The sequence below is a fragment of the Anaeromyxobacter soli genome (assembly GCF_022808855.1).
Lineage (GTDB): Bacteria > Myxococcota > Myxococcia > Myxococcales > Anaeromyxobacteraceae > Anaeromyxobacter > Anaeromyxobacter soli.
Window position 1 is genome coordinate 38,788 of record NZ_JAKZLF010000017.1, and the last position, 19,518, is coordinate 58,305.

Consider the following 19,518-nt stretch of genomic DNA (forward strand, 5'->3'; position numbering starts at 1 on the left):
TGCGTGCAGCGACCGGGGGTGAAGCGGAGCCATCGTGTCCGCGCGTGCGATGCGCTGCGGAGATGTGGGAGATCCGGCGAAGACGCCGGCCGCCCCCCTGCCCGCAATTGAAGGCCTGCGCCCAAGGGCAGACGTGCCAGGACGGCGCCTGCAGGACCTGATCGCGGCGCACCGCCCGAAGCGGCGAAGGCGAGCTACTACGTGGGCGCCCCCGCCCTCCGCACGATCGGCGGCTTCGCCTTCACGACGCGCTCCGCCTTCGCCGGCTCGGCGGTCGCCTGCGCGAGCTTCACGTGGGGGAGCGGCTTGCCCTTCGCGAAGGCGGCGTTCTCGCCGTAGCGCGCGACGATCTTCTTCTTCGTGTCGAGCCCGGTCGCCTCGATGACGAAGGTCGGGACGCGCCGGGCGCGGTGATCCGCGACCCAGCGCGTGATCGCGCCGGCTCGCGGGACCGCGACCGCGACGTTCCGGCGAGCGGCGCGCCTCGGGGCGGCGGGAGCCTGGGTGTGCGCGCGCGCCGCCACGGCGGCGTCGATGGCCCGCCGGAGGGATGGGAGCGCGCGGGTGATCGCTGCCTCCACCGCCGCCTCGATCGCCTCGTCGATGGTCCGCCTCGTCGTTCTCGCCGCCATGTCGCTCCTTCGCGCAGCCGAAGAGGCGTGCGGTCATCGAGCAATATGCCGATCGATGCGGGATGACAACGGACTTGCGGCGAAGGCGGCGCAGCGCGGTCAGCGCCCGGCGCGGCGGAGGAGCACGTAGATGGCCCCCGCCCCGCCGTCCACGGGGCGGGCGCTCGCGAACGCGAGCACGTGGCGCGCGAAGCGGCCGGTGGCGAGCCAGGTCTTGAGCGCGTCCTTGAGGACGGGGAGCTGGTCCTTCGAGTGGAGGCCGCGGCCGTGCACGATGAGCACGCAGCGCTTCCCCGCCTGGCGCGAGCGGCGGAGGAAGTCCTCGACCGTGCCCTTCGCCTCGTCCCGCGTCATGCCGTGGAGGTCGACGTGCCCCTGGACGGCGAACTCGCCGCGGCGGAGCTTGCGCGCGAGGTTCGCGTCCAGGCCGGACATCCGGCCCTCGATGAACTCGTCGGTGTCGGCGAGATCGAACGGCGCGTCGCCCGAGACGAGCGCGCGCAGCTCGTCGATGGCCTCGAGGTCGGGGTGCCAGAACGTGCCGGCCGCGGGCGGCGGGGGCGGGGGGGCCGCGACGCCGTGCCCGGGGTCGAGCGGGCGCACGCCCGAGAGCGCGACCTCCCACAGCTCCTCCTCGGTCGGCTCGGGCGCGAGGCGCGGCGGCGGAGGTGGGGGCGGCGGCGCACGCGGCGCGGGGGGCGCCGCCTTCGCGAGGTCCTTCAGCTTGCCGAAAGGATTGTTGAACGGCTTCTTCCCCACCGTCCGACTATAACTGCGCGTAGCGTGGACATCGAGGTTCAGTGCCCCTATTGCGGCGAGTGGGTCGTCGTGTTCGTCGATCCCGGCGGCGGCGAGGAGCAGACGTACGTGGAGGATTGCCCGGTCTGCTGCCGGCCGTGGACCGTGCACGCGCGCGAGGAGGAGCCCGGCGGGTTCGCGGTCGGCCTCGCGCGGGTGGACGACTGACCCCCGACGTGGCATGGAAGCGCGGGAAGTTCACACTCGCGCAACACGCACCTGCCACAATGGCGGGCCGCGCGGCTCCCGCCCCGCCGAATCGGAAGGCGCCATCATGTCCATCGTCTCCGTCGAGCACGTCTCCAAGGACTACATGCTGGGGAAGACCGTCGTGCCGGCGCTGCGCGACGTGTCGCTCGCGGTCGGCAAGGGCGAGTTCCTCTCCATCGCCGGCCCGTCCGGCAGCGGCAAGACGACGCTCCTCAACCTCGTCGGCTGCGTGGACACGCCGAGCGCGGGGCGCGTCATCGTCGCCGGGCAGGACACGGCCCGGCTCTCCGAGCGCGCCCTCACCGAGCTCCGGCTCCGCACCATCGGCTTCATCTTCCAGAGCTTCAACCTCGTCTCGGTCCTCTCGGTCTTCCAGAACGTCGAGTTCCCGCTGCTCCTGCAGGGCGGCCAGACGCGCAAGGAGCGGGCGGAGCGGGTGCTGGCCCTGCTCGACGCGGTCGGGATCGCGGAGCACGCGCGCCACCGCCCGAGCGAGCTCTCCGGCGGCCAGCGGCAGCGCGTCGCCATCGCGCGCGCGCTCGTGACGCGCCCCGCGCTCGTGCTCGCCGACGAGCCGACCGCGAACCTCGACTCCGAGACCGGCGGCAACATCATCGACCTCATGAAGGAGATGAACCGCCGCGACGGCACCACGTTCATCTTCTCGACGCACGATCCCAAGGTGATGGCGCACGCGAGCGCGCTCGTCAGGATCGAGGACGGGCGCATCTCGAGCCGCGAGGACCTCGACGCCGCCCGGCGCGCGGGAGGGCGCTGATGGCCCCCCGGCGCGACGCGGCGCGGGTGCTCCTGCGCATCGCCTTCCGGAACCTCCTCGCGAGCCCGGTGCGCACCGGGATCCTGGGCGCGATCGTGCTCGTCGGCGCGCTCATCGTGGTGGTGGGCTCGTCGGTGCTCGACTCGATCGACCGCGGGATGCGCACCTCCATCCAGGGGAGCCTGGGCGGCCACCTGCAGGTGTACGACGCGCGCTCGGAGGGCGCGCTCGAGCTGTACGGCGGGCTGCGCGGCGAGTCGCTGCTCGAGCCCATCGAGGACTTCTCGCGGGTGAAGGCGGTGCTCGGCCAGGTGCCGAACGTGAAGCAGGTCGTGCCCATGGGCATCGACCAGGCGTTGGTCGCGACCGGCAACGCGTTCGACCTCGCCCTCGAGCGGCTGCGGGGCGACGTGCGGCGGCTGGAGGGGGGCGAGGACGGGCCGGAGCTCCGTCGCGACTACGCCGCCCACGCGGCGCACGTGCGCCGCATGGTCCAGCTCCTGCGCGACGAGATCGCGCAGGCGCGCGAGATCTCGGATCCGGAGGGGCGCGAGGCGGCCGAGCGGAAGAGCGAGTGGGAGGCGCTGCAGCGCGCCGCCACCGACGCGTTCTGGCGCGACCTCGACCGCGATCGCTACGGCAGCCTGGAGTTCCTCGAGAACCGCGTGGCGCCGCTCGCGATGGACACCGCGTTCACGTTCCTGCGCTACGTGGGGACCGACGTGGACGCGTTCTTCCGCGCCTTCCCGCTCGCGGAGGTGGTGAAGGGGGAGCGGATCCCCACCGGCCAGCGCGGCGTGCTCGTCGGCAAGCAGTACGCCGAGGAGTGGCTGAAGCTCAAGAACGCGCGGCGGCTCGACCAGATCAAGGACGCGCGCGACCTGCGCGGGCGGCGGATCGCCGGCGACGAGGAGCTGCAGCGCTGGGTGCGCGAGAACCGGAGCGGCATCCGGGAGATCCTGCTGCAGCTCGATCCCCTCCGCGCGGACGCGCTCGCGCAGGAGCTCCGCCCGGCGCTCGGCGCGCCCGCGGCCGAGCCGCTCGACGCGCTCCTCGGGCGGCTGTTCGCGGCCACCGACGAGAGCTTCGACCGGCAGTACCGGATCTTCTACGACGTCGTGGCGCCGAAGCTGCGCCTCTACCAGATCGACGTCGGCGACACGATCACCATCAAGGCGCCCTCGAAGAGCGGCTACTTCAGCTCGGTGAACGTGAAGGTCTACGGGTTCCTGCAGTTCAAGGGGATCGAGCGCTCGGGCATCGCCGGCATGATGAGCGTCCTCGACCTCATGAGCTTCCGCGACCTGTACGGCTACCTCACCGCCGAGAAGGCGGCGGAGATCCGGGCGCTGCAGAAGTCGATGGGGACGCGCGAGATCGACCGCGAGCGGGCGGAGGCGGAGCTGTTCGGCGCCGCCGACGGCGGGCTCGTCGGCGAGGCGCACGTCGCCGAGATCGACGAGGGCGCGCTCGTGAAGCGGCGCGAGGAGGAGCGGGCGAGCGCGGCGAACCTCGCGGCGCACGTGTACTCGCAGGAGGAGCTCGAGCACGGGGTGGCGCTCAACGCGGCGCTGATCCTCGACGACCCGCGCCTGCTCCGCCGCACCGAGAAGGACGTGCGCAAGGCGATCGCGGACGCCGGGCTGGGGCTCAAGGTCGTGGACTGGCAGGAGGCGGCCGGCCTCGTGGGGCAGTTCGTGACGCTCCTGCGGGTCGTGCTCTTCACCGCGGTCGTCATCTTCTTCGCCATCGCGCTCGTCATCATCAACAACGCGATGGTCATGGCGACGCTGCAGCGGGTGAAGGAGATCGGGACGATGCGGGCGATCGGGACGCAGCGCCGCTTCGTCGTGACGATGCTCCTCGTGGAGATCGCGACGGTCGGGCTCGTCTTCGGGCTCGCCGGCGCGGCGCTGGGCGGCGCGGTGGTGTGGGGCATCCGCGCGGCGGGCGGGATCCCCGCGGTGACCGACCTCCTCTACTTCGTCTTCTCGGGGCCCGCGCTGTTCCCGCGCCTCGGGGCGCTCGCGGTCGGGGGCTCGCTCGCGGTGGTGCTCCTCGTGGCGATCCTCTCCGCGCTCTACCCGGCGCTCATCGCGATGCGCGTCACGCCCGTCGAGGCGATGGCCACGGAGGACTAGCGTGCTCGGCGTCGACCTCATGATCGCGGGCCGGAACCTCGCCCGCCACACCCGGCGGAACCTGTTCCTCGGCGGCGCGCTCGCGGCCGTCACGGCGCTGCTCGTCCTCCTCGGCGCGCTCACCGCCGGCATGGAGTCGGCGATGATGCAGTCCGCCACGACCCTCATGACCGGCCACGTGAACGTGGGCGGGTTCTTCAAGATCACGAGCGGCAGCGCGGCGCCGCTCGTGTCGCAGTACCCGCGCGTCCTCGAGGCGGTGCGCGCGAAGGTGCCGGAGCTGGACTACGCCACCGTGCGCGGCCGCGGCTGGGCGAAGGCGGTCTCGGAGCACGTCTCCATGGACCTCGTGCTCGCCGGCGTGGACGTCGCGCACGAGCCGACGTTCCGCAAGGTGCTGCACGTCGTGGACGGGGACCTCGAGGCGCTCGCGCAGCCGGGGACGGTGCTCCTCTTCGAGGGCCAGGCCGAGCGGCTCAAGTTGAAGGTGAACGACGTCCTGACGCTCTCGGCGCCCACGGCGCGCGGGGTGAACAACACCGCCGACGTGCGCGTCGCCGCGATCGCGCGGAACGTGGGGCTCCTCTCCGCGTTCTCGGCGTTCATCCAGGCCGACACCCTCCGCGAGCTGTACGGGCTCTCGCCCGCGACGACCGGCGCGATCCACCTGTACCTGCGCGATCCCAGGGACGCGGCGCGCGTCGCCGCGCGGCTCAGGACGGCGCTCGCCGAGGCGGGCTACCGCGTGATGGAGCCGGAGGCGCAGCCCTACTGGATGAAGCTCATGCAGACGGTGCCGAGCGAGGACTGGACCGGCCAGAAGCTCGACGTCACCACCGCGGACGACGAGATGGGCCAGTTCAAGCAGTTCATCCTGGCGCTGCGCGTCGTCACCGGGCTCCTCGTCGTGATCCTCATGGTGGTGGTCGTGATCGGCATCCTCAACACGCTCGCCATCGCCATCCGCGAGCGGACCCGCGAGATCGGGGCGCTCCGCGCCATCGGCATGCAGCGGCGGAAGGTGCTCTGGCTCTTCGTCCTCGAGACCGCGCTCCTCGGCCTGCTCGGCACGGCCGCCGGCGTCGCGGTCGCCCTCGCCGTCGCGGGCGCCGTGAACGCCGCCGGCATCGCGCTCCCCGAGGCGGTGCAGGTGTTCCTCGCGCAGGAGCGGCTCCGCTTCCTGCTCGATCCGGGCGCCATCGCGGCGGACGCCCTCGTCCTCGCCGCGATCGCCGTCGCCGCCTCCGTGTTCCCTGCGCGCCGCGCCGCGCGCCTGAAGCCCGTCACCGCCATGCACCACGTCGGGTGAGCCCTCCCATGCACCGTGCCCTCGCGTTCCTGGCGCTCGCCGCCGCCCTCGCCGCCGGCCCCGCCGCGGCGCTCACCCCGCAGGAGCTCGCCAAGGTCGTCGCGACCATCGACGAGCGGCAGCGCAACTCCGGCGACTGGAAGGCCCTCTGCTACATGGAGGCCAAGGAGAAGGGGAAGACCGACGTCGTCTACGAGCTCGTCGTCTACCGGCGCGACGAGGACGACAAGCAGATGTTCCTCTTCACGAAGCCGCGGGCGGAGGCGGGGAAGGGCTACCTCCGCATCGACAAGAACCTCTGGCTCTACGACCCCGCGGTGGGGCGCTGGGAGCGGCGCACCGAGCGCGAGCGGATCGGCGGCACCGACACGCGCCGCGGCGACCTCGACGAGTCGCGGCTCGTCGAGGAGTACGACGCGAAGTTCGAGGCGGACGAGAAGCTCGGCGTGTACGGCGTCCACCGGATCCTGCTCGTCGCGAAGCCCGGGGTGGACGTGGCCTTCCCCCAGGTGCGGCTGTGGGTGGACCAGGCGACCCTCAACGTGCTGAAACGCCAGGAGCTCGCGCTCTCCGGCCGGCTGATGCGCACGGCCTACTACCCGCGCTGGAAGAAGGTGTTCTCGCCGTCGAAGGGCGCGGACGTCTGGTACCCCGAGGAGATGCGGCTCTTCGACGAGATCGAGAAGGGCAACTCGACGCTCATCCTCATCAAGGAGATCGACCTCCGCCCGCTCGCCGCGAACCTGTTCACGAAGGCGTGGCTGGAGTCGAAGAGCCGGTGAGGGCCGCCACCCGACCGCCGGCCGCCGGCGGCGGGGGCGGGGGCGGGGGCGGGCTGGCGCGGTCGAGACGAACCCGCGTCGCCGGCGTCGCGATGGAATGGAGAGGCCGATGAGGATCGCAGCTGCGCTCGTCGCGCTCGCCGCCGCCACCGCGGCGCTCGGGCAGGATCGACCCACGGAGGACGAGCTCTTCGGGAAGCCGCCCGCGGAGTCGCCGCCGGCGGCCGCGCAGCAGGAGCCGAAGGAGCCCGCGCCGCGCCCCGGGGAGCCCGCCGCGCCCGCGCGGCCCGAGGAGGCCGAGCTGTTCGGCGGGACCGGCTCCCCGAACGCGGCGCCGCCGCCGGCGGGCCGGCTCGTGGACCGCGCCGAGGCGGAGACGCTGCGCATCGGCGGCCAGCTCTACCTGCGCGCGCAGGCGCTCTGGCAGGAGGACGTTCCGCCCGCGGACTGGGCGCTCTCCTCGCCGAACCTGCTCGACCTGTGGCTCGACGCGCGGCCGAACGACCGGGTCCGGGCGTTCGTGCTCGGGCGCATGCGCTACGATCCGACGGCGCCCGTGACCTCCGGGGCGCCCTCCCTCTCCGCGGCGGAGCAGGGGATCCTCGGCTACGGCACCTCCACGGGCGGGATCGCCGCGGGCGTGCGCGGCCCGCGCGCGGTCCTCGATCAGCTGTGGGTGAACTTCGACGTCGCCCGGCGCGTCTTCGTGACGGCCGGCCGGCAGCACGTGAAGTGGGGCGTCGGGAAGTTCTGGAACCCGACCGACTACCTCCACCCGGTCCGCCGCGATCCCCTCGCCGTGTTCGACGAGCGGACCGGCACGACGATGGTGAAGGTCCACGTCCCCTGGGAGCGGCGCGGCTGGAACGCCTACGGCGTGGCGCTGCTCGACGACGCCGCGGGGGTGGACACGCCCACGAACAGGCTCGGCCGGGTGGGGGTGGGCGGCCGCACGGAGGTGGTGCTCGGCACCGTCGAGCTCGGCGCGGACGCGCTCACGCAGGACGGGCACCGGCCGCGCTTCGGGATCGACGCCTCCGCCGGCGTGTGGGACCTCGACGTCTACGCCGAGGCGGCGCTCCGCACGAGCCGCGACGCGCCCCGCTGGCGCGAGGTGAGCCCCGGCGCGCCGCTCGTCACCCGCTTCGGGCGCGTCGATCCGCAGGGCTTCACGCCCGCCGCGGTCGTCGGCGGGAGCTGGTCCGCGAAGTACAGCGACGAGGACACGGTCACGCTCGGCGCGGAGTACTCCTTCGACGACGCCGGCTACGACTCGAAGGACGTCTACCCGTTCCTGCTCGCCGGGGCGCCCGAGCTCACCGGCGATCCCTCCGCCCCGCTCCGCCAGCGCGACCCCACCGCGTTCCGCCCCTTCTACCTGGGCCGCCACTACGCGGGCGCGTTCGTGCTGCTGCCCTCGCCCGGCACCTGGAACGACACGACCTTCACGGTCTCCGTCCTGGGGAACCTGTCCGACCGGAGCTTCGTCGCCCGGCTCGACCACGCGCTGCTCGCGCTCACCTACCTGCGCGTCGAGTCCTTCGTCGCCGCGTCCTTCGGGGCGCGCGGGGGTGAGTTCCGGCTCGGCGTGGACGTGCCGCTCTCCGACGTGGCGCCGGGCCTTCCGCCGGACGTCACCATCTCGGTCCCGCCGCCCGTCGTCCAGCTCGGCGTCGCGCTGCGCGTGAGCCTCTGACGCCGTGACGGGGCCGCAGCCCCGCGCGGCGCGCCGGGCTCACACGAGGCGCGGCACGCGCCCGCGCTTCTGCGCCTTGAAGTACGCGGCCCAGCGCTTCTTCGCCCAGTGGCCCACGACCGGCAGCGGCACGAGCCGCTCCTTCGCGTCGTCGCGGTAGACGAACGCGCCGCCGTCGCCCGTGTCCATGAGGCACACGATCGCCATGTGCGCGAGGTACGAGGCGCGCGCCGGCCGTCCGCCGTCCACCGCCGCAGCGTTCGCGGCGGCGGTGCGCGCCATGACCTCGGCGAGGTGGCCCTGCTTGGCCCGCCACGCGGGCCCTTCGAGCGCCGCGACGTCTCCCACGGCCCAGACGCCGGGCAGCCCGGGCACGGCGCAGCCCGCGTCGACGGTGACGAAGCCCGCCTCGTTGCGCGGCAGGGCGGAGGCCTTCGCGACGGGGTGCCCGTCTCCGGCGGGGATGAAGGCGACGAGGTCGGCGTCGATGCGCGCCCCGTCCTCGAGCGACACGCCCTCGGCCGTGAACGCCGCGATCTTCTTCCCGTAGCGGCTCTCGATGCCGCGCCTCGCGAACATGCGCGCCACGGCCTCGACCGCCCGCGCGCCCATCCGCTCCCCGGGCCGCGGCATCGGCGCGAAGAACGTGAGCGCGAAGCGGTCGCGGAGGCCGCGCCGGCGGAGCAGCGTGTCCACGTTGAAGATCATCTCGAAGGCCGGGCCGCCGCGGACCGCCGAGCCGTCCTTGGGGTTCCCGCCGAAGCCGATGGCGATGCGGCCGGCGCCGCGCGCGACGAGCGCCTGCAGCGCGTCCTTGAACCGGCGCGTGCCCTCCGGATCCCCGCCGAGCGTCTGCGTGTGCTCGATGCCGGGAGGACGCAGCCGGGAGGCCCCGAGCGCGAGCACGAGGTGGTCGGCGGTGTACGTCTGCGTCCCGACCGTCGCGCGCTTCGCCGCGCCGTCGACGGCGTCCACGCGTCCGACGACGAGCCGGAACCCGCGCTCGCGGGCGACGGTCTCGAGGTCGAGACACGCGTCCTCGAACCGTGATTCGCCGGTGGGGATCCAGATCGACGTGGGGTAGATGAAGAGGTACGGACGCTCCGTCACGAGCGTGACGTCGTAGCCGCGGCGCCGGAACTGGATGGCGCTCTCCAGGCCGGCGAAGCCGCCGCCCAGCACGAGGACGCTCCTGGACATCGCGAGGACTCCTTCCGGGGGCGGCGACGCGCCGCTGACGCGTGGGAGCCACGGGGCGCAAGTTCGTTTCGGCGAGGAACCGTTCCGAGCGCGGGTGGCTCGGACCACGCCTGAACGGGAGGGGCCATGGCGAGCATCGGAATGGAGAAGGTGAGCAGCTGGGGGTTCGATCAGGCGCTCGAGCGCGTCCCCGAGCTGCTGAAGGGCGAGGGATTCGGGGTGCTGACGCAGATCGACGTCCAGGCGACGCTGAAGGAGAAGCTGGGCGTCGACTGGCGCAGGTACCGCATCCTGGGCGCCTGCAACCCGTCGCTGGCGCACCGGGCGCTCTCGGCGGTCCCCGAGGTCGGGGTCCTGCTGCCGTGCAACGTGGCGGTCTACGAGCGCGACGACGGCAAGGTCGTGGTGCGCGCGGTCGATCCCATGCAGACCATCGCCGCGGCGGAGCCCGCGCTGGGCGAGATCGCGGGCGAGGTCCGGGCGCGTCTCGAGCGGGTGCTCGAGAAGATCGGATAGGCGTGAAGTGAACGATCTCCTGCTGTTCGTCCTGTTCTTCGCCGGCTGGATCCTCCTGCAGCGGGTGCTGTTCCCGCGGCTCGGCGTACCCACTTGAGGAATGCCCCCTCGCCCCCGTGACGGGGCGAACGAGAACGGCAACGACGCCGACGGCTGCTAGAAGCCTGCGGCTTCACCGTGGGTGAGCGAGAGCGGTTCGTTCGGCCCCAAGGGCCCATCCGCCGCGGGAGGGCCCCGCGCGAAGCGCGGGAGGGGCGAAGCCCCTCCGGCGGGGAACCTGCGCGCACCCGCGAACGCGGGCGCGCAGGTTCACGGGCCCCGCCGAGCGGGGGTGGGGCCCCGCCGACGGCGGTCAGCCGTCGGCGGGGCGGGGACGCAGTCCCCGTTAGATCAGCTCAAAACAGGAACTTCTCGCCCTGCGCCCGGAGCGCCGTGATCGCCGCGAGGTTCACGATCGACTGCACCGAGCAGCCCATCTGCAGCACGTTCACCGGCTTCTGCATGCCGATGAGCACCGGGCCGATCACCTCGGCGCCCGCGACGTTCGCGAGCATCTGGTAGCAGATGTTCGCGGCGTCGAGGTTCGGGAACACGAACACGTTCGCGTTGTCCTTGAGCGTCGAGAAGGGGAACTCCGGGACGCGGACCTCGGTGTTCGTCGCGATGTCGACCTGGATCTCGCCGTCGACCTCGAGGTCGGGGCTGTGCTGCCGCACGAGGTCCGTGGCGATCGCCATCTTGCGCGGGCTGTCGCCCGCGGCGGAGCCGAAGCTCGAGTACGAGAGCATCGCCACGCGCGGCACGACGTCGAAGTAGCGGGCGAGGTCGCTCGTGGTGAGCGCGATCTCCGCGAGCTCGGCGGCGGACGGGTCCACGTTCACGGTGCAGTCGGCGAAGAACTTGAAGTCGTTCTTCGTGACCACGATGTAGACGCCGGCGGCGCGCTGCCCCGGCCGCGTGCGGACCACCTCGAGCGCCGGCCGCACCGCGGCCGCGTAGCCGGAGGTGAGGCCGGTGACGAGCCCGTCCGCCGCGCCCTGCTCGACCATCACGGCCGCGTAGTAATTCCGCATGCGGACCCGCCGCTGCGCCTCCTCGAAGGTCACGCCCCGGCGGCGGCGGATCTCCCAGTAGCGGGCGACGTAGCGGCTGAACTGGTCGCTCGTCATCGGGTCGATGACGGTGACGCCGTCGAGGTCGTCGAGCCGCTGGTCGGCGATGGAGCGCTGGATGGCGTCCACCGGGCCGAGGAGCACGGGCTCGCAGATCGCCTCCTCGCGCAGGATCTCCGCCGCCTGCTGGATCTTCGGGTGGTGGCCCTCCGGGAAGACGATGCGCGTGAGCTTCTTCTTCGCCTTGGAGGTGATGGAGCCCATCACCTGGTTCGCGCGGCTCTGCATCTTGCGCAGGCGGTCGCGGTACTCGCCGAGGTCGATCTTCTGCCTGGCGACGCCGGTGTCCATCGCGGCCTTCGCCACCGCCGGGGCGACCCAGAGCAGCACGCGCGGGTCGAGCGGCTTCGGGATGATGTAGTCGCGGCCGAAGCGGAACTTCTCACCGCCGTAGGCGCGCGAGACGGAGTCGGGCACGTCCTCCTTGGCGAGGGCGGCGAGCGCGCGGGCCGCCGCCATCTTCATGTCCTCCGTGATCCCCTTCGCGCGGACGTCGAGCGCGCCGCGGAAGATGTAGGGGAAGCCGAGGACGTTGTTCACCTGGTTCGGGTAGTCGGAGCGCCCGGTGGCCATGATGACGTCGAGGCGCGCCTCCTTCGCCTCGGGGTAGCTGATCTCCGGGTCGGGGTTCGCGAGGGCGAACACGATGGCGTCCTTCGCCATCGAGCGGACCATGTCCTGGTCCACCATGCCCTTGGCGGAGCAGCCGAGCAGGACGTCCGCGCCCTTCATCGCGTCGGCGAGGGTGCGCGCCTTGGTCTCGGCGGCGAACTCCGCCTTCCACTCGTTCATCCCCTCGGTGCGGCCGCGGTAGATGACGCCCTTCGTGTCCACCATCACCACGTTCTCGCGGCGCACGCCCAGCGAGAGATAGAACTTGGTGCAGGCGATGGCGGACGCGCCGGCGCCGGACACGACCACCTTCACCTTGGCGATGTCCTTGCCGGCGAGCTCGAGCGCGTTGAGGAGCGCGGCGCCCGAGATGATGGCGGTCCCGTGCTGGTCGTCGTGGAAGACCGGGATCTGCATCTCCCGCTTGAGCCGCTCCTCGATGATGAAGCACTCCGGCGCCTTGATGTCCTCGAGGTTCACGCCGCCGAAGGTGGGCTCGAGCGCCTTCACCACCTTGCAGAAGGCGTCGACGTCCTTCTGGTCGACCTCGATGTCGAAGACGTCGATGTCGGCGAAGCGCTTGAAGAGGACGCCCTTGCCCTCCATGACGGGCTTGCCCGCCGCGGCGCCGATGTCGCCGAGGCCGAGGACGGCGGTGCCGTTGGAGATGACGCCGACGAGGTTGCCGCGCGCCGTGTACAGGTAGGAGAGATCCTGGTCCTTCTCGATCTCGAGGCACGGCTCGGCGACGCCGGGGCTGTAGGCGAGCGCGAGATCGCGCGCGGTCGCCATGGGCTTCGTGGCGACGACCTCGATCTTCCCCTTGCGGCCGGACGAGTGGTACGCGAGCGCGTCCTCCCGCCGGATCTTCTTCTTCGGGATGGGTGCGGACGGCGGGTTTTTCGGCGGGGTGAAGTCCGTGGCCATGGTCCTTCCTTCGCGCTTTGCGTAAGGGTGGTGCGCGAACACAACGCACATGGCCCGGTAGTGTCAAGGCGACGACCCCGGCACCGGACCGCAACCGCACCTGAGCGCTCCACATTTGACGCGACGTGGCGCAGCGACGCGCTGCGGCTTTCGGGGGGCACGAGAGGACGAGCGGGCGTGCCGGAGACGCCCGGCACGCCCGCGTTCACTCACCGTGAGTGTGCCTCCTCGCGCGCGCTCAGCGCGCCCGCCGGCGGCGGAAGCGCAGCGTGCCGACCAGCCCGACGAGGGCGAGGAGCCCGGAGCTGCCGCCGGCGGCGCAGCCGCCGCGGACGAGGGTGCCCGCGGCACCGGCCTGGAGCGGCGGCGAGGAGGGCGGCGAGGGGGGCAGCGGCGCCGGATCGCCCGGCGGCGTGGGGGCCGTCGCGCCGAGCGAGATGATCCGCCTGGCGAGCTGCTCGCGCGCGGTCATGAGCGCCGCGGGCGAGACCTCCGTGGAGTACGCGTTCGGGAAGAGCGAGTCTGCGATCTGCCGCGCGAACGCGTCGTCGCCGGCGTCGGAGAGGAGCTTCAGGTACTCGTAGTCCTCCATCCCCTCGCGGATCATCTTGAGCCGGATCGAGGCGATCGGGATGTGCGTCGCGCCGCCGATCTTCGCCGGCGTGCCCGGGTAGAAGAGCGTCCCGTCGCCGTTCCCGTTGAAGTCCCACTGGTTCGTCCAGGCGTCGTGGGTGAACGCGTACGCCGTCTCCCAGTAGAGCTCGCCGGAGAGCCGGTAGCGGAACGAGAGCCACTCCATCGCCCGGTTCCGGACCGCGGAGGCGTCGATCATGTAGCTCGGCCAGCCAGTGAAGTAGCGGTCGGACGAGGACGGCGAGCCGAAGTTCACCGTGCCGCCGCAGCCGTGGCTCATGCAGCTCTGGTAGCCCCAGATCTCGCGCCGCGGCGAGGCGGCGAGGAAGGCGTCGTACTTCGAGCGCTGGTTGCCCGCGAACGTCCCCTCCCGATCGTCGAGGTAGTTGATCACCGGCACGATCACGTCGATGGCGCTCGTGACGCCGTTCGCGTCGGCCTCCTGGATCGACGTCGTCACGAGCGTGCGGACGTTCGCCGCGTGCGCGGCGGCGGCGCGTCGGGGGATGTCCGACCAGGCGCAGGTGAGGGGCGGCTCGTCACAGGTGTACTGGAAGAGCCGGTCGAGCCAGCCCTTCCCGTCGAAGAAGGAGGACCAGCTCTTCGGGTCGTAGAGGAGCTCGTAGGCGGTCATGCGCGCGCCGCGCAGCGACGTCGGCGCCGTCCCGTCGAGCGTGGGGCCGTAGAGCGCGTCGGCGTGGTCGAGGGCGGAGCTGCCGTCGTCGACGTGGGACAGGGTGATGCGGTGATCGAGCGCGAGCTGCCCGTAGCGCGCTCGGATCGCCGCGAACGCGTCGGCGGCGGAGACGCCGTGGCCGCTCGGGATGGCGCCGTAGGTGAAGCCGAAGGCGGTCTTGAGCGACGCGGTGGAGGGCAGGGTGAACGGCCAGACCGTGAGCGTCACCGGCACCGTCGCGGAGCCGCCGTCCCAGGACACGGTCACGCTGCCGGTGTAGTCGCCGGCGGGCGCCTCGGGCGGGACGAAGACCTCCACCCAGATCGCCCGGCTCTCGCTCGCCGGCACGCTGAACGGGAAGGCGTTCCGCCGCTCGTTGGCGACCTCGTCGACGTCGGGCACGAGCGCGTCCGGCCAGGGTCCGGTCGCGCCGTCGAGCGCCGAGGCGGTCTGCACCTGGATGATCGCCTCCCGGTACAGACGGACGCCGCCGATCGTGCCGGGGCCCGTCAGCTCGCTCGCCGTGGCGCGCACGTTCGTGGCCGCGCCGGTGACGACCACCTGGAAGGCCTCGAACTCGTTCCGCGCGGCGGAGATCCGCGCGCTCGAGTCGGACCTCGCGGTCGAGCCGGGGCGGATCTTCTCCGCGGCGAGCGCGGTCCAGACCTGCGCGGCGGCTGCAGGGAGCGGTGCGGCGACGGCTGCGGCGAGGAGGAGAAGGGCGGTTCGGCGGATGGGGCGCTGCGTCGGCTCGGGCACGTGCTCGCCTCGTCGTTGCGGCAGGCCCTTGGGGGCACCCGCCTCGGTGTGCGTGCCTGGAGGCACCTTGGAGCCGCTTGCACACCAGGCGAGGCAGCGAGCGGCCCAACGCGAACCGAACGTGAGGGGGGCCGATCGTTATTCCCAGGAGGGGGCACGATCGACGAGGCGGGCGAAAAAGAGGCTGCAGAGGAGCCGTGAGCGCGCCGTCCAGCACGCAGATCCTACCAGCGAGCTAGCACTCCGGAGGCAGCAGGACGGGCGGGCGCTCGGTAGAACGTTGGAGCACCGATGAGTCGGGGACTGTTGCGCGGTAGGGGGGCCCGTCGTGGCCGGGCGGCCCGACAGATCGAGATCGCGGTGATGGCCGCCCGAGTCGGCGAGTGCTGTGGAGCGGCGCGCTGCGGGCGGGGGCCGCGGCCGGGCGGTCAGGTCGGGGTCGGGGTCGCGGTCGAGTTCAGACGCGCTCTCGCCGCCGCACTCCGCCCCTCCCTCTCCTCAGCGCTTCTTCCCTCTCCGCGCCGCCACGGGCGGCGGGCGCGTGGCGCCGAGCGCGGGGTTCCGCTCGAGCTCCTCGATCGTGCGAGGCCAGTCCTCCTTGAGGAGCCGCGCGAGCGATCGGTCCGACAGGATCTGCCCGCCGGTCTGGCACCGCGGACAGTAGTTCACCTCGTTCTCCGCCCGCACGATGCGCTGCACCGCGGTCCCGCACACCGGGCACGGCTGGCGGTGCCGGCCGTGGACGGCCATCTCCGGACGGAACGCGGTCACGCCCTCCGGGAAGCCGCCGGCCGCCTCGCGGCGCAGGCGCTCGGTCCACTCGGAGAGCACCGCCTGCGTCGCCGCGTGCAGCCGCGCGATCTCCTCGTCGCCGAGCCGAGAGGTGAGGGTCACCGGCGAGAGCCGGGCGCGGTGCAGGATCTCGTCCGAGTAGGCGTTGCCGATCCCCGAGAAGAGCCGGGGGTCGGTGAGGGCGCGCTTCAGGGTGTGGTTCTCGCGCGTGAGCGCCGCGCGGAACGCGCCGGGATCCACGCCCAGGGGCTCGAGGCCCCCGCGGTCGAGCGCCGCGAGCGCCTCCGCCCCGCGCACGAGGTGGATCGAGGCGCGGCGCTTCGTGCCCGCCTCGGTGAGCACGAGCGAGCCGCCGGGGAAGTCGAGCGCCGCGAGCCCCACGCGGCCGGGGAGCTTCGCCCCCTCGTCGCGCCAGTGGAGCCGGCCCGCGATCATGAGGTGGATCGCGAGGAACAGCTCGCCCTCGAGCGCGAGCACGACGCGCTTGCCCACGCGCCGCACCGCCTCGACGCGCTTGCCGCGGGCCTCCTCCAGCGGCGGGTCCACGGAGCGCAGCACGAACGGGCTCCCGAGCCGGACGCCGAGGAGCGGCTTCCCCTGCACGCGCGCAGCGACGGCCTCGACGTACACCTCGATGTCCGGCAGCTCGGGCACGGGGGAATCCTGCCCGAGCGGCGCGCCGCCGTCAGCGCTCGCCCGGGTCGGCGATGCCGAGCCGGCGCATCCGCTTCCAGAGCGTGACCCGCGAGACGCCGAGCAGCTCCGCCGCCTGCGTGCGGTTCCAGCCCGTCCGCTCGAGCGCCTCGACGAGCGCGCGCCGCGCCTCGGCCTCCGGGTCGGGCGCGGCGCCCGGCGCGGACCGGCGCTCCGCGCGGAACCCCAGCACGTCCCGCGGGAGGTGCTCCGGCCGGAGCTCGCCCGGCCCGGCGCGCAGCGCGGCGTACTCGAGCGCGTTCCGGAGCTCGCGGACGTTGCCGGGCCAGGGGTACGCGCGCAGGAGGCGCAGCGCGTCCTTCGACAGGCCGCGCCCCGAGCCGAGCTCCGAGAGGAAGCGCTCCGCGAGCAGCGGCACGTCCTCGGCGTGCTCCCGCAAGGGCGGGACGCGGAGCGGGAACGCGGCCAGCCGGAAGTAGAGGTCTGCGCGGAGGCGCCCGTCCTTCACGAAGGGGCGCAGGTCCCGGTGCGTCGTGCAGAGGAGGCGCACGTCCACCGCGAGGGGGCGCTCCTCGCCAGCACGGCCGGACGCGCGCTCCTCGACGACGCGCAGGAGCTTCGCCTGCACCGCGGGGGGCGCGTCGCCGACCTCGTCGAGGACGAGCGTTCCGCCGTCCGCCTCCGCGATCTTGCCGCGGCGCCGGCCGTCGGCGTCGCCGAACAGCTCGACGTCGAGCGCGGCCGGGCCGAGCGCAGCGCACGACACGCGCACGAGCGGCCGCTGGGCGCGATCTCCCAGGCGGTGGATCGCCTCGGCGACGCGATCCTTTCCGGTGCCGCTCTCGCCCGTGATCATCACGGTCGTGCGGGTGCGGGCGACGAGCGCGATCATCCGGAAGAGCTCGCGCATCACCTCGTGACCACCGACGAGGCCGCACAGCTCCCCGGCGGGTGCTCCGTCGTCCCGGAGCGCCGCGGGCTCGGCGGGTCCGGCGGGCGGCGCGGTGGCGATCGGTGCGCTCGCCACGTCCGTGAACGTCTCGAGCGTCCCCGCCGGCAGGCCGTCCGCCGCGAAGAGCGGGACCGCGTTCTTCACGATGAGCTGCGGTGCTCCGTCTCGCTTGCGGATCGTGCAGCAGAGCGAGGAGCGGGATCGCTCGGCGACCCCGCACTTCAGGAGCCCGGCGCCGCAGGGGCAGCCGTTCACCGAGTCTCCGGCCAGGATCGAGCAGCGCTGGCCGATCGCCTCGCTCCGGGGCCAGCCGGTGATCCGCTCCGCGGCGCGGTTCCAGAACGTGACCGTCCCCTCGCGATCCGTGAGGAACAGCCCGTCCGGGAGCGCGTCCGCCATCCGGCGGAGGGTCTCCACCGAGTCGAGGCCGAGGAAGGGCAGGGGGATCGGCGCGAGCTCGGGCACGCAGGCGAGATGTTAGCACCTGTCCCGGCGGAGGCGGCGGCGGGCGGCGCCCCGCTGTGCTAGGAACGCGGCATGGACGACAGCCAACCGGCCGTGACCGCGACACCTCGCCGCGACTTCCTGCGGATCATGGCGCTCGCCCCCGCGCTCGCCGCGGGCTGCGCGGGCGTGCACGCCGCCGCGCCCGGCGCCCCGAGCCAGGGAGCGGACCCCTCCGGCGCGCCGCCCGCCCCGGCGCCCGCCCGCGCCGCGCCCGGCCCGGACGTGATCGCGCCGCTGCGCGCGTTCCCGCTCGCCCTCGACGCCGAGCCCGCCTTCGTCTTCCGCGCCGCCCCGGCGCGCCCGGGAGCCTAGCGTGGCCGTCTCCGACGACGTCCTGTTCTCCGGAGTCCAGGCGCTCTCCCAGAAGCTCCGCGCCCGCGAGCTCTCGCCGGTCGAGCTCGCCGAGGCGTACCTCGCGCGCATCGACGCGCACGCGGCGCGGCTCGGCTGCTTCGTCACCGTGACGCCGGAGCGCGCGCTGGCCGAGGCGCGCGCGGCGGAGGCGGAGCTCGCCGCCGGCCGCTGGCGCGGGCCGCTGCACGGCGTGCCGTACGGCCTCAAGGACCTCGTCGACACGAAGGGGATCCGCACCACCTTCGGCGCGGCGCCCTACGCGGGCCGCGTGCCCGACCGCGACGCGGCGATCGTCACGCGGCTCTCGCAGGCGGGAGCGGTGCTGCTCGGCAAGCTCTCCATGGTCGAGCTCGCGGGCGGGCTCGGCTATCACACCGGCGAGGCGGCCCTGAACGGCCCGTGCCGCACGCCTTGGGATCTCGCTCGATGGGCAGGCGGGTCGTCCTCGGGCGCCGGCTCGGCGGTGGCGGCGGGGCTCGTCGCGTTCGCCATCGGCTCGGAGACCTGGGGCTCCATCACCTGGCCGTCGGCGTTCTGCGGCGTGACGGGGCTCCGCCCGACTTACGGGGTCGTCCCGCGCCACGGCGCGATGGCGCTCTCGTACACGATGGACAAGCTCGGGCCGATGGCGCGCAGCGCGCGGGATTGCGCGCTGGTGCTCGACGTCATCGCGGGGCCTGACGCGCGCGACCCGAGCGCCATCTCGTCGCCCCCGGTGAAGCGAATCCGTCCCGAGGTGGCGCGGGGGCTCCGCGTCGCGGTGCTCGGCTTCCCCGACAAGCCGCCCGAGCCCGCGGCCGGCGCGCGCGAGGCGTTCGCCGCGGCGGAGGGAGTGCTGCGCGAGGCGGGCGCGCTCCTCGAGCCCGCGGCGCTCCCGGACCTCCCGTACGAGGCGCTCGCCGGGTTCCTCATCGAGGCGGAGGCGGCGACCGCCTTCGAGGAGCTCATCCGCTCCGGCCGCACGCGCGAGCTCGCCGACGCCTCGCACCGCACGAAGAGCCCCGAGGACTACCTGCCGAAGGCGAACGCCTCGGATTACGTGCGCGCGATGCGCGTCCGCGGCGAGATCCAGCGCGCGCTGGCCGGCTTCTTCTCGCGCTTCGACCTCGTCCTCGCGCCCAACGTCCCCTTCGTGCCGCCGCGCGTCGAGGAGAACTTCGACGCCATCTCGGAGAGCCCCGACCCCCTCGGCGCGGCCGGCAACGTGGCCGGGCTCCCGGCGGTGGCGCTCCCGATGGGCTTCTCCGGCAAGCTGCCCCTCTCGCTGCAGCTCGTCGGGCCTCCGCTCGAGGAGGGGCGCCTCCTCTCGGTGGCGGCCCTCTTCCAGGCGAAGACGCAGCACCATCTCGCCCGCCCCGAGCTCTCACCCCCCGCCGTGCCCGTCGCCGCCGTGACCGGACGGTGACGTCCGCTCAGGA

At 73.3% G+C, this 19,518-nt stretch carries 16 protein-coding genes; 9 read left to right on the top strand and 7 right to left on the bottom strand.

Annotated elements, in window-relative coordinates:
• Positions 1–197 precede the first annotated feature (197 nt).
• Positions 198–632 carry a hypothetical protein gene (locus tag MLV88_RS13220; protein WP_242338850.1) on the bottom strand — a complete coding sequence of 145 codons (435 nt, stop codon included), beginning with the start codon at positions 630–632 and terminating at the stop codon, positions 198–200.
• Positions 633–731: 99 nt separating this feature from the next.
• Positions 732–1,391, bottom strand: a complete 660-nt coding sequence (locus tag MLV88_RS13225; RefSeq protein WP_242338852.1) for a Smr/MutS family protein — start codon at positions 1,389–1,391, stop codon at positions 732–734.
• Positions 1,392–1,415: 24 nt separating this feature from the next.
• On the opposite strand from MLV88_RS13225, the gene MLV88_RS13230 reads away from it, so the two are divergent.
• From MLV88_RS13230 to MLV88_RS13255, 6 genes are all read left to right on the top strand, one after another.
• Positions 1,416–1,598, top strand: coding sequence for a CPXCG motif-containing cysteine-rich protein (locus MLV88_RS13230; protein ID WP_242338854.1), 183 nt, complete (start codon positions 1,416–1,418; stop codon positions 1,596–1,598).
• A gap of 106 nt (positions 1,599–1,704) precedes the next feature.
• Positions 1,705–2,418 carry an ABC transporter ATP-binding protein gene (locus tag MLV88_RS13235; RefSeq protein ID WP_242338856.1) on the top strand — a complete coding sequence of 238 codons (714 nt, stop codon included), beginning with the start codon at positions 1,705–1,707 and terminating at the stop codon, positions 2,416–2,418.
• Entirely contained in the window at positions 2,418–4,559 is a 2,142-nt protein-coding gene (locus tag MLV88_RS13240) for an ABC transporter permease (RefSeq protein WP_242338857.1), read from the top strand. The genes MLV88_RS13235 and MLV88_RS13240 overlap by 1 nt, the downstream gene beginning before the upstream one ends.
• Position 4,560: 1 nt before the next feature.
• On the top strand, positions 4,561–5,868 hold the full coding sequence (locus MLV88_RS13245; RefSeq protein WP_242338859.1) for an ABC transporter permease: 1,308 nt from the start codon (positions 4,561–4,563) through the stop codon (positions 5,866–5,868).
• 8 nt (positions 5,869–5,876) lie between these two features.
• Positions 5,877–6,650, top strand: coding sequence for an outer membrane lipoprotein-sorting protein (locus MLV88_RS13250; protein WP_242338860.1), 774 nt, complete (start codon positions 5,877–5,879; stop codon positions 6,648–6,650).
• Between the two features lie 109 nt (positions 6,651–6,759).
• A complete protein-coding gene (locus MLV88_RS13255; protein WP_242338862.1) occupies positions 6,760–8,346 on the top strand; it encodes a hypothetical protein in 1,587 nt (528 codons plus the stop codon).
• 39 nt (positions 8,347–8,385) lie between these two features.
• Here the strand turns inward: MLV88_RS13255 and MLV88_RS13260 are convergent, their stop codons facing one another.
• Positions 8,386–9,546, bottom strand: coding sequence for an NAD(P)/FAD-dependent oxidoreductase (locus MLV88_RS13260; protein ID WP_242338865.1), 1,161 nt, complete (start codon positions 9,544–9,546; stop codon positions 8,386–8,388).
• A gap of 126 nt (positions 9,547–9,672) precedes the next feature.
• Between MLV88_RS13260 and MLV88_RS13265 the strand changes: the two genes are divergently transcribed.
• On the top strand, positions 9,673–10,062 hold the full coding sequence (locus MLV88_RS13265) for a DUF302 domain-containing protein (RefSeq protein ID WP_242338867.1): 390 nt from the start codon (positions 9,673–9,675) through the stop codon (positions 10,060–10,062).
• A gap of 395 nt (positions 10,063–10,457) precedes the next feature.
• On the opposite strand, the gene MLV88_RS24850 is transcribed toward MLV88_RS13265, so the two are convergent.
• The 4 genes from MLV88_RS24850 to MLV88_RS13285 form a co-directional block, all read right to left on the bottom strand.
• Positions 10,458–12,773, bottom strand: coding sequence for an NADP-dependent malic enzyme (locus MLV88_RS24850; RefSeq protein WP_242338869.1), 2,316 nt, complete (start codon positions 12,771–12,773; stop codon positions 10,458–10,460).
• A gap of 238 nt (positions 12,774–13,011) precedes the next feature.
• A complete protein-coding gene (locus MLV88_RS13275) occupies positions 13,012–14,841 on the bottom strand; it encodes a DUF4091 domain-containing protein (RefSeq protein ID WP_242355487.1) in 1,830 nt (609 codons plus the stop codon).
• Positions 14,842–15,339: 498 nt separating this feature from the next.
• Positions 15,340–16,287: an Fpg/Nei family DNA glycosylase gene (locus MLV88_RS13280; RefSeq protein WP_242338875.1), complete on the bottom strand. Its 948-nt coding sequence runs from the start codon at positions 16,285–16,287 to the stop codon at positions 15,340–15,342.
• Positions 16,288–16,318: 31 nt separating this feature from the next.
• Complete coding sequence (locus MLV88_RS13285) at positions 16,319–17,704, bottom strand: sigma-54 interaction domain-containing protein (RefSeq protein WP_242338877.1); 1,386 nt, start codon at positions 17,702–17,704, stop codon at positions 16,319–16,321.
• Between the two features lie 72 nt (positions 17,705–17,776).
• Here MLV88_RS13285 and MLV88_RS13290 point away from each other — a divergent pair, with 72 nt between their 5' ends.
• Both MLV88_RS13290 and MLV88_RS13295 read left to right on the top strand, forming a co-directional pair.
• Positions 17,777–18,058: a hypothetical protein gene (locus MLV88_RS13290; protein ID WP_242361169.1), complete on the top strand. Its 282-nt coding sequence runs from the start codon at positions 17,777–17,779 to the stop codon at positions 18,056–18,058.
• Between the two features lies 1 nt (position 18,059).
• A complete protein-coding gene (locus MLV88_RS13295; RefSeq protein WP_242340163.1) occupies positions 18,060–19,505 on the top strand; it encodes an amidase in 1,446 nt (481 codons plus the stop codon).
• The last annotated feature ends 13 nt before the right edge of the window (positions 19,506–19,518 follow it).

Bases quoted from the DNA above. Each gene is read 5' to 3' on its own strand.
- MLV88_RS13240 (WP_242338857.1), top strand. From the start codon at position 2,418: ATGGCCCCCCGGCGCGACGCGGCGCGGGTGCTCCTGCGCATCGCCTTC.
- MLV88_RS13220 (WP_242338850.1), bottom strand. From the start codon at position 632: ATGGCGGCGAGAACGACGAGGCGGACCATCGACGAGGCGATCGAGGCG.
- MLV88_RS24850 (WP_242338869.1), bottom strand. From the start codon at position 12,773: ATGGCCACGGACTTCACCCCGCCGAAAAACCCGCCGTCCGCACCCATC.
- MLV88_RS13255 (WP_242338862.1), top strand. From the start codon at position 6,760: ATGAGGATCGCAGCTGCGCTCGTCGCGCTCGCCGCCGCCACCGCGGCG.
- MLV88_RS13260 (WP_242338865.1), bottom strand. From the start codon at position 9,546: ATGTCCAGGAGCGTCCTCGTGCTGGGCGGCGGCTTCGCCGGCCTGGAG.
- MLV88_RS13250 (WP_242338860.1), top strand. From the start codon at position 5,877: ATGCACCGTGCCCTCGCGTTCCTGGCGCTCGCCGCCGCCCTCGCCGCC.
- MLV88_RS13290 (WP_242361169.1), top strand. From the start codon at position 17,777: ATGGACGACAGCCAACCGGCCGTGACCGCGACACCTCGCCGCGACTTC.
- MLV88_RS13235 (WP_242338856.1), top strand. From the start codon at position 1,705: ATGTCCATCGTCTCCGTCGAGCACGTCTCCAAGGACTACATGCTGGGG.
- MLV88_RS13265 (WP_242338867.1), top strand. From the start codon at position 9,673: ATGGCGAGCATCGGAATGGAGAAGGTGAGCAGCTGGGGGTTCGATCAG.